Source organism: Plastoroseomonas hellenica, from assembly GCF_018129085.1.
In the GTDB taxonomy this organism is placed as follows: Bacteria; Pseudomonadota; Alphaproteobacteria; order Acetobacterales; family Acetobacteraceae; genus Plastoroseomonas; species Plastoroseomonas hellenica.
Genome location: NZ_JAAGBB010000040.1, coordinates 49,104 through 57,122, shown reverse-complemented (window position 1 = coordinate 57,122; position 8,019 = coordinate 49,104). Strand labels below are relative to the sequence as shown.

The window sequence follows — 8,019 nt, the reverse complement described above, 5'->3', positions numbered from 1 at the left end:
ACGCCGCGATCTTCGCGGGCGTGGTCTCCGGCAGCGGCACGCTGCGCCAGGAAGGCACCGGCACCACCGTGCTGACCGGCGCCAACACCTACACCGGCGGCACGACGATCACCGCCGGCACCTTGCAGCTCGGCAATGGCGGCACGTCAGGCAGCATCCTCGGCAACGTCGCCAATGCCGGCACGCTCGCCTTCAACCGCAGCGACACCGTGACCTTCGCGGGCGTCGTCTCCGGCACCGGTGGCGTCCGCCAGGACGGCACCGGCACCACCGTGCTGACCGGCGCCAACATCCATAGCGGCGGGACCCAGGTGAATGCCGGCATCCTGCGCGCCGGCGCCACCGGCGTGTTCAGCCCGGCCTCCGCCGTCACTGTGGCGGCGGCTGCTACCCTCGACCTCGCGGGCTACGACCAGACCGTGGCCGGCCTGACCAATGCCGGCCTGGTCACGCTCGGCGGCGCGCCGGGGACGCGGCTGACCGTCGCCGGCAACTACGCGGGGCAGGGCGGCATCCTGTCGCTCAACACCTTCCTGGGCGGCGACAACTCGGCCTCCGACCGGCTGGTGATCAGCGGTGGCACTGCCACCGGCGACACCCGCGTCCGCATCGCCAATATCGGCGGGCCCGGCGCGCTGACCACCGAGGGCATCCGCGTGGTCGAGACGGCGAATGGCGGCACCACGGCGGCCGGCGCCTTCCGCCTCGATACCCGCGTCGCCGCCGGCGCCTTCGAGTACCAGCTCTTCCGCGGCGGCAGCAGCTCCGCCGAGGATTGGTACCTGCGCTCCTTTGCGCCGGCCGCCCCCGGCGAGGCACCCGTGCCCCTCTACCGGCCGGAAGTGCCGCTCTACGCGCCGATCCCCGCGCTCGGACGGCAGATGGGCCTGGCGACGCTCGGCACCCTGCATGAGCGGGTCGGCGAGCTCGACAACATTCGCGACCTCACCGGCTCCCGCCCCTACGCCAACGGCGCCTGGGCGCGCGCCTTCGGCGAGCGCACCCGCAACCGCTGGGACGGCACCGCCGAAGCCAGCGCGGTCGGCAACCTGATCGGGCTGCAGGCGGGCTTCGATATCCTGCGCACCAACCCCTATGCCGGCGGTCATCGCGACCATGCCGGCGTCTATGTCGCCTACACCGACTACAACGCGCCGAATGTCTCCGGCTTGGCGAGCGGCCGGCAGCAGCGCGTCGGCCGCCTGCTGATGAGCGGCCCTTCGGTCGGCGCCTATTGGACGCATTTCGGGCCGAGCGGCTGGTATGTCGACGCGGTGTTCCAGGCCAATTGGTTCGACGTGAAGGCGAGCTCGGATTTCGGCACCACGATGAACACCAACGGCGTGGGCTACACGGCGTCGCTGGAAGCGGGCTACCCGATCCGCTTCGGCGGCGGCTGGCAGGTGGAGCCGCAGGCGCAGGTGATCTGGCAGGGGGTCTCGGTCGACCGCGCGCGCGACCAGTTCTCGAGCGTCGACTGGGACGAGGATGACGCGGTGACGGGGCGCCTCGGCGCGCGGCTGCAATACACCGGGCGCGACGAACGCACCTTGTGGCAGCCCTATGCCAAGGTGAACCTGTGGCACGCCTTCTCGGGCAGCGACCGGATCCGCTTCGGCAGCAGCGCGCCGATCGAGAACCGGTTCGGGGAGACGGCGCTGGAGGTCGGCGCCGGCGTCACCGCGCGGGTCAACCAGACCACCAGCCTCTACGCGCATGCCGATTACCGCTGGTCGCTCGGCGGCGACAGCCGCCAGACCGCGACGCAAGGCAGCATCGGCATCCGCTTCAACTGGTAGCCGATGGCAAGGCTCGCGCGTCTGCGGCGCGCGAGCCGGCCCGTGCTGAACAAACAGGCCGCCGCCTAGCGCGCCCTGCTTTGGCTTGGCGACCGTTCGGGCGCGCCGGTCGCTCAGGTCATCGCATGAACAAGCGCCACATCCCGAAGAGAAAGCCGACGATGATGGTGGCAAACTTCAGCCAGCCCATGAACGACGGGTGACGGACCCCTACGGCCAGGAGACCGGCACCGATCCCGATCAGGACGACCTCAAGCACGTCTTCACCTCCGCGAACGGCGCGCGAGTAGCACGGCCTTGATGCGGAGGGAGCGACCTAAGTCACGCAGCGGATGGGCAGGCTCCGAAGGCGGTGGCTGGGGCATCCTTCAGCCCCGGGCGGCTAGGTTTGCTGAGTGCCGCTCGCGACCTCACGAACGAGCCGCGCCAATGTCTCCGCCTTGTCGAGCTGTTCGAGCGCTGCTTTGGCGAATTCGGCTTCATCTCTCGTCTGGTACCGGCAACTCAGGACGCTCTGGGACGAGCCCGCTTCACTGACTTCGGTTTGGACCAGCGTGAACGCGGATTTTCCCGCGACGCGCACGACGTCGACTCGGTAGATCCTCTTGGTCATCGGGGCTCCTCCGGGTGGAGACCGCACGGACAGTCCTGGGGGCGTTCGGGGGCGCTGGCAGCGCCAACGCGGCGGCTGATGGCCGCGGGGCAACGCAGCCCGCGAAAAGGCTGAAGCGCGACATCGAAACCTCCGTCACGATCAACGCAATTGAGCGCTCCCTTCGTGGGGATTCTGTGGCAACCGCGCTACAACCTCCGATGGCAGTCGCTCGGCGGTGACAGCCGGCAGACCGCGACGCAAGGCAGCATCGGCATCCGCTTCAACTGGTAGCGGCCCCGCTGTTTCGCGACCGCCACGCGGCGGCCCGCCCTGGGTGGTCTTGTTGCTGCAGCGCAACACCGTCGCGATTTCCCGAATATTGCGCCGTGTGATCGGCCTGGCCGGCTTGTTGCGCGGTTGCATCCCTGCAAGACCAGCAACTGAGAAGCGCAGCTTGTCAGGGAAGACTCATGGACGCGAGTGTCGTTGCCGGTTCTCCGGGTCCGTGGGTCACTCGCAGGGCAAGGCTGCTCGCCGGCGCCTCCGGCGCCGCGCTGGCCATCGCCTGCTGGCTCGCGCCGCCGGTAGCGGCCGCCGAGTACACGGCGGACAGCGACGCGACGCTGCGCGCCGCCATCGGCGCGGCGAATGCCGGCCCCGATGCAAGCTCGACCATCACCCTGACCGGCAGCTTCGCCGTCCTGTCGCAGCTCACCCCGCCATCCCGGGAAATCACCATCATCACGCAGGGCTTCACCCTGTCGGGGCTCGACAATGCGGCTGGCGCGGGCGTTAGCATCGCATTCGGCAATACCTTCCCAAGCGGCACCCTGACGGTTGCCGGGACGCTCGTCGGCGGCGCCGGGACCGGGGGGAGCGGCGGGGTTGGTCTGTTCGTGAATTCCGGGAGCCAGACCGCGACCGGCACCATCGTCAACAACGGCACGATCACCGGCGGCAGCAGCGCCGGCGGCGGCGGCGGCAACGGCGCTCAAACCAACAACGGCGTCACCCTGGTCAACAACGGCACGATCACCGGCGGCGCCTCGAGCACGGGAGGCGGAGGCGTTGGCGCGCAGATCGCCAATGCCGGCACGCTCGTCAACGCCGGGACGATCCGGGGCGGGATCGGCCAGACGGCCGGCGGCCAGGGTGTCTTCTTGTCCGGGACGACCAGAGCGGTCACGCTCCTCAACACCGGCACCATTCTCGGCGGTTCGGACGTGACCGGCACGGTCGGCGCCGCCGCGATCAGGGTGACCGCCCCCAACACGCTCACCAACGTCATCACCAACGCCGGCAGGATCGAAGGCGGGGCCGGCGCCGTGGCGATCTTCGCAAGCTCCATTGCGACGAACATCACCCTGGTCAACAGCGGCACGATCCGCGCCGGCACCGGTCAGGCCGACGCCATTCAGTTCGCAAGCACAGGCACCGGCACGCTGGAACTGCAGCCGGGATCGGTGATCGTCGGCAACGTCGTCGCGGGCTCCGGGGTCAATGACACGCTCCGCCTCGCCGGGACCGGCACCGCCATCCTCGACGGCGCCATCGGCGCCGGCGGGCAGTATCGCGGCTTCGACATCGTCCAGAAGACCGGCGCCGGCACCTGGATCCTGACCGGGGACAGCACCGTTACCAGCGCCTTCCAGCTCCAGGACGGCATGCTGCAGATCGGCAATGGCGGCACCAGCGGCAACCTAACCGGCGCCATCGCCAATGCCGGCACGCTCGTCTTCAATCGCAGCGACACCCTGACCCACGCGGGCCTCATCTCCGGCAGCGGCGCGGTGCAGCAGAGCGGCAGCGGCACCCTGATCCTGACCGGCGCCAACACCTACACCGGCGGCACCACGATCAATGCCGGCACGCTCGCCATCGCCCAGGACGCGGCGCTTGGTGCGGCGACCGGCGCGCTCGCCTTCAATGGCGGCGCGCTGCGCTTCGATGCCGGCTTCGACCTGGCGGCCACGCGCGCAATCAGCATCGCCGCGGGCGGTGGCGCCATCGACACCAACGGCTTCACCACGACGATCGCCCAGGGCATCACCGGCGCCGGCGCGCTGACCGTCACCGGCGCCGGCACCCTGATCCTGACCGGCGCGAACAGCCATGCCGGCGGCACCATCCTGACCGGGGGGACGCTGGCGATCGCCCAGGACGCGGCGCTCGGCGCCGCAAGCGGCCCGCTCACCTTCAATGGCGGCACGCTGCGCTTCGATGCCGGCTTCACCGTCGCTGCCTCCCGCGCGATCGGCATCACCGCGGCCGGCGGCACCATCAACACCAATGGCCAGACCGCCACCGTGGCCGGGTCCATCGCCGGGCCCGGTGGGCTGATCGTCACCGGCGGCGGCACCGTGATCCTGACCGGCGCGAACAGCTACACCGGCGGCACCACGATATCAGCCGGCACCGTGCAGCTCGGCGCCGGCGGCACAAGCGGCAGTATCACCGGCAATGTCCTGAACAACGGCACGCTGACCTTCAACCGCAGCGACGCGCTGGTCCTCGCGGGCGCCATCTCCGGCAGCGGCGCCGTCCGGCAGGAGGGCACCGGCACCACCATCCTGACCGGCGAGAACACCTACACCGGCGGCACCACCATCACCCAGGGCACGCTGCAGCTCGGCAATGGCGGCACGTCCGGCAGCATCCTCGGCAATGTCGTCAACAACAGCCTGCACAGCCTGGTCTTCAACCGCAGCGACACGCTGGTCTTCCCTGGCGTGATCTCCGGCGTGGGCGCCGTCCGGCAGGAAGGCACCGGCACCACCGTGCTCACCGGCGCCAACACCTATTCCGGCCCGACCTCCGTCAATGCCGGCGTGCTGCGCGCCGGCGGCACGAACACCTTCAGCCCGGCCTCCGCGGTGACGGTCGCATCCGCCGGCACGCTGGCGCTGGCCGGCTTCGACCAGACCATCGCGGGCCTCGCCAATGCCGGGCTGGTCACGCTCGGCGGCGCGCCGGGCACGCGGCTGACGGTTGCCGGCAACTATGTGGGGCAGGGCGGCATCCTCGCGCTCAACACCGTCCTCGGTGGCGACAGCTCCGCCACCGATCGGCTGGTGATCCAGGGCGGCACCGCCACCGGCAGCACCGGCCTCCGCGTCACCAATATCGGCGGGCCGGGCGCGCTGACCACCGAGGGCATCCAGGTCGTGCAGGTGGCGAGCGGCGGCACCACCGCGGCCGGCGCCTTCCGCCTCGACACCCGCGCCGCTGCCGGCGCCTTCGAGTACCAGCTCTTCCGCGGCGGCAATGCCAGCGCCGACGACTGGTATCTCCGCTCTTTCCTGACGGACACGCCGGTCTCGCCGGGCACGCCGGCGCTGCCGGGCTCCCCCGGCATTCCGCTGTACCGGCCGGAGGTGCCGCTCTATGCGCCGGTCGCGGCACTCGGGCGGCAGATGGGCCTGGCGACGCTCGCCTCGATCGGCAGCCTGCATGAGCGGGTTGGCGAGCAGGAGAATATCCGCGACCTCGCCGGCGCCAGCCCCTACGCCAACGGCGCCTGGGCCCGTGCCTTCGGGGAGCGTGCGCGCAGCCGCTGGGACGGCCCGGCGGCGTCCCGCGCCACCGGCAACCTGGTCGGGCTGCAGGCCGGCTTCGACATCCTGCGCACCAACCCCTATGCCGGCGGCCACCGCGACCATGCCGGCGTCTATGTCGCCTATACCGACTACAACGCGCCCAATGTCTCGGGCTTCGCGGTCGGCCGGCAGCAGCGGGTCGGGCGTCTCCTGATGAGCGGCCCCTCGGTTGGCGCCTATTGGACGCATTTCGGGCCGAGCGGCTGGTATGTCGATGCGGTGTTCCAGGCCAATTGGTTCGACGTGAAGGCGAGCTCGGATTTCGGTGCCGGGATCAGCACCAACGGCACGGGTTATGCGGCGTCGCTGGAAGCGGGCTACCCGATCCGCTTCGGCCAGGCCGGGCGCTGGCAGATCGAGCCGCAGGCGCAGGTGATCTGGCAGAGCGTCTCGGTCGACCGCGCGCGCGACCAGTTCTCGAGCGTCGACTGGGACGAGGATGACGCGGTGACGGGGCGCCTCGGCGCGCGGCTGCAATACACCGGCCGCGACGAGCGCACCTTGTGGCAGCCCTACGCCAAGGTGAACCTGTGGCACGCCTTCTCGGGCTCTGACCGGATCCGCTTCGGCAGCAGCGCGCCGATCGAGAGCAGCTTCGGGGAGACGGCGCTGGAGGTCGGCGCGGGGGTCACCGCGCGGGTGAACCAGACGACCAGCTTCTACGCGCATGCCGACTACCGCTGGTCGCTCGGCGGCGACAGCCGCCAGACCGCGACGCAAGGCAGCATCGGCATCCGCTTCAACTGGTAGCCGATGCGGCCAGGCTCGCGCGCCTGCGGCGCGCGGGCCGATCCGCGCCCCCTTCGCTCCACCGACGCGTGCGCGTTCACGCTTTCCCAGGCGATTGCCATCACCATGACAGACGAACGGGCCGAAGGCGGCGAGCCTCGGCACCACAGGAAACGCGACGCCTTCAAGATCGCGCCTGTCTTCCGGGAAGCGGCGCTGGTGGGCTACCAGCTCGTCGAGATCCGTGCCGACGGCTCGCGCGCGCCGCTGCGGATCGAGTTCCCGACGCGGTTCGAAGCCCTCGAAGCGCGCGAGGCCATGGAGAATCTGAACGCGGTTGCGCGGCTGCGCGAGGTGTTCGGGACGGCGTTGGAGCCTGAGGCCGAGGAAGTGCTGCGTCTCTGGCGCGTCCTCGGCGAGGCGGACCGGACCTCCGTGCTGGCGATGATGCGCGCCGCCGCATCCCGGCGTGCAGGTGACGCCGAAGCCGCGACGATCGCCGCCGCGGGCGTTGCACGCCCAGGACATGGCGGCGCATGAGAGCCCCCGAACGGCGAAGCTCCATGATCGCGCGCAGGACCGGCTGACCCGGAACGAAGCCGGGCGTTCGCCTGCGGGATTGACGGGCTACCTACTAGAAGGTAGGAAAGGGCATGACCAACCTCTCCAGCACTGCGGACGACATCCTCCGCTGCGCGCGCTCGCTGATCATCGCGGGCGGCTACAACGGTTTCAGCTATGCCGACATCGCCGAGGTGATCGGCATCCGCAAAGCCAGCATCCACCACCACTTCCCAACGAAATCGGATCTGGTCCGCACCCTGGTGTCCCGCTACCGCGACGAGGCTGCCGAAGGGATCGCGGCGCTGGAGCGGGAGGTCACTGACCCACTCGGGCAACTCCGCGCCTATGCAGGCTACTGGGAGGCATGCATCGCGGATGCGACGGCGCCGTTCTGCGTCTGCGCCCTGCTTGCGAGCCAGATCCCGGTTCTCCCCGAGCCGATCGCGCTGGAGGTCCGGGCGCATTTCCGTGCCTTGTCGGCCTGGCTGGCTTCGGTTCTGGAGCGCGGGGCCCGGCAAGGCACCTTCCGGTTGACGGGAGAGGCCAAGGCGGAAGCCGAGGTCTTCATGGCGTCCGTCCATGGCGGCATGCTGTCCGCCCGCGCCTACGGCGACCCCAGGATCTTCGGCGCCATCATCCGGCCGATGCTCGAGCGGCTGATCCCTGCCGGCGGCCCCGGCGAAACGGCCTGACCCTCATCCAGAAACCTACCGACCAATAGGTAGCCTCAACCGCG

6 protein-coding genes are annotated in these 8,019 nt (G+C 70.3%); 4 read left to right on the top strand and 2 right to left on the bottom strand.

The features are described from left to right. Positions 1–1,799: autotransporter family protein (locus GXW71_RS25650; RefSeq protein WP_211855546.1), on the top strand; the 1,799-nt coding region annotated here is incomplete at its 5' end. Positions 1,800–1,917: 118 nt separating this feature from the next. Here the strand turns inward: GXW71_RS25650 and GXW71_RS25645 are convergent. Further along, positions 1,918–2,058: a hypothetical protein gene (locus tag GXW71_RS25645; protein ID WP_211855545.1), complete on the bottom strand. Its 141-nt coding sequence runs from the start codon at positions 2,056–2,058 to the stop codon at positions 1,918–1,920. Between the two features lie 123 nt (positions 2,059–2,181). Continuing rightward, positions 2,182–2,412: a hypothetical protein gene (locus GXW71_RS25640; RefSeq protein ID WP_211855544.1), complete on the bottom strand. Its 231-nt coding sequence runs from the start codon at positions 2,410–2,412 to the stop codon at positions 2,182–2,184. A gap of 452 nt (positions 2,413–2,864) precedes the next feature. Here GXW71_RS25640 and GXW71_RS25635 point away from each other — a divergent pair, with 452 nt between their 5' ends. From GXW71_RS25635 to GXW71_RS25625, 3 genes are all read left to right on the top strand, one after another. Beyond that, on the top strand, positions 2,865–6,740 hold the full coding sequence (locus GXW71_RS25635) for an autotransporter outer membrane beta-barrel domain-containing protein (RefSeq protein ID WP_211855543.1): 3,876 nt from the start codon (positions 2,865–2,867) through the stop codon (positions 6,738–6,740). 3 nt (positions 6,741–6,743) lie between these two features. Then, on the top strand, positions 6,744–7,259 hold the full coding sequence (locus GXW71_RS25630; RefSeq protein ID WP_211855542.1) for a hypothetical protein: 516 nt from the start codon (positions 6,744–6,746) through the stop codon (positions 7,257–7,259). Positions 7,260–7,372: 113 nt separating this feature from the next. Further along, positions 7,373–7,975 (top strand): TetR/AcrR family transcriptional regulator, encoded by a 603-nt coding sequence (locus GXW71_RS25625; RefSeq protein ID WP_211855541.1) that lies wholly within the window; start codon positions 7,373–7,375, stop codon positions 7,973–7,975. The last annotated feature ends 44 nt before the right edge of the window (positions 7,976–8,019 follow it).

What these genes read in the sequence shown, in the direction of transcription:
- GXW71_RS25625 (WP_211855541.1), top strand. Translation starts at nt 7,373, where the DNA reads ATGACCAACCTCTCCAGCACTGCGGACGACATCCTCCGCTGCGCGCGC.
- GXW71_RS25630 (WP_211855542.1), top strand. Translation starts at nt 6,744, where the DNA reads ATGCGGCCAGGCTCGCGCGCCTGCGGCGCGCGGGCCGATCCGCGCCCC.
- GXW71_RS25640 (WP_211855544.1), bottom strand. Translation starts at nt 2,412, where the DNA reads ATGACCAAGAGGATCTACCGAGTCGACGTCGTGCGCGTCGCGGGAAAA.
- GXW71_RS25635 (WP_211855543.1), top strand. Translation starts at nt 2,865, where the DNA reads ATGGACGCGAGTGTCGTTGCCGGTTCTCCGGGTCCGTGGGTCACTCGC.